The organism is Streptomyces bambusae (assembly GCF_019400985.1).
GTDB lineage: Bacteria > Actinomycetota > Actinomycetes > Streptomycetales > Streptomycetaceae > Streptomyces > Streptomyces bambusae_A.
Genome location: NZ_WTFF01000659.1, coordinates 1 through 1,151, shown reverse-complemented (window position 1 = coordinate 1,151; position 1,151 = coordinate 1). Strand labels below are relative to the sequence as shown.

1 pseudogene is annotated in these 1,151 nt (G+C 78.3%); it reads right to left on the bottom strand.

Features of this window, described 5'->3' with window-relative positions:
* Positions 1-729 precede the first annotated feature (729 nt).
* Positions 730-1,151, bottom strand: a pseudogene (locus tag GPJ59_RS36385) (hypothetical protein); the annotation flags it as partial.

Genomic DNA, 1,151 nt, shown 5'->3' with positions numbered 1-1,151 from the left:
GAGCTGGCCGGTTCGGCCGGGGCGAGCGCGCTCCGGCACACCGGGTCCCGACCGGGGCGAGCGCACTCCGGCGCCGGAGGGCCAGGACCGGACGCGGCCGTGCACCGCGCCCCGGTGCCCCGGCGCCCTACAGGACTGACGCGTGCCTGCGCCCGCGGGCGCAGGGCCCGCAGGCGGTTGCTCGCCGAACGGCGTGGAGCAAGCAGCCCGACGTCGGCCGCCGGCCAGGACGAGCACGCCCCGGCAGGCAGGCCTCCGGCGGACGAGGGATGAGGGACGAGGGATGAGGGACACCGCGCCGCGACTACGGCCACCCGCCAAGGGGACACGCATCAGCCTCCCGTCGGCGCAGCTGTCCGTGCACGCCCCGGCACCGGCGTTCGGACCCGCCCGGCGAAGCCCTACCCGGGCCGTTCGAGCGTCCGGGCCGCCTGCGCCGTCCGGGCGCTTTCGGGCCGCCCGTGCCGCCTCAGCCGTTCGGGCCGCCCGGGCCGTTCGGCCGGGGTGAACACGCCCGGGGCCGGACAGCCCCGGACGCGGCTTCGCCGCACGCCGCGCCCCGACAACCTGACGGGCATGGCTCACCCCGCGGCAGAAGCCCGTCCGGAAAGCCGTGCCCTGGCGGCCGGCAAGCGGAAGAGGCGCGCCCGGCCGCGCCGCAGGGGTGGTGCAGGGCGACCTGCCGCGGTGGCCGGCGTAGGCGGCGGCAGGGGCACGTGTCCCGCGGGGTCAGGGCGTGCGGGAGCGGGATTTGAAGGCTGCCTTGCGGGCCTCCTTCGCCGCCTTCTTGTCCGGGTGCAGCCGCCCCATCGCCTCCAGCACCTCCGCCGTCGCCGGGTGCTCCACCCGCCACGCCGTGTCGAAGAACCCGGAGTGGTGCGCCGTGAGGCTCGCCATCAGGGCCGGCAGTTCCTCGGTCTCCCCGTCCGCCGCGAGCTGCGCCGCGATCGTGTCCACGGTCAGCCAGAACACCATCGCCTCGCTCGGCGCCGGCACGTCCGCCGCACCCTGCTCCGCCAGCCAGACCCGGGCCAGGCCGCCCAGTTCGGCGTCGTCCAGCACCGCGCGCACGGCGGGTTCGGCCGCCGGGCCGGCCAGGGCGAGTGCCTGCTGGCAGCGCAGCCGCCGCAGCGGGGCGCCCGGGTCGCCGC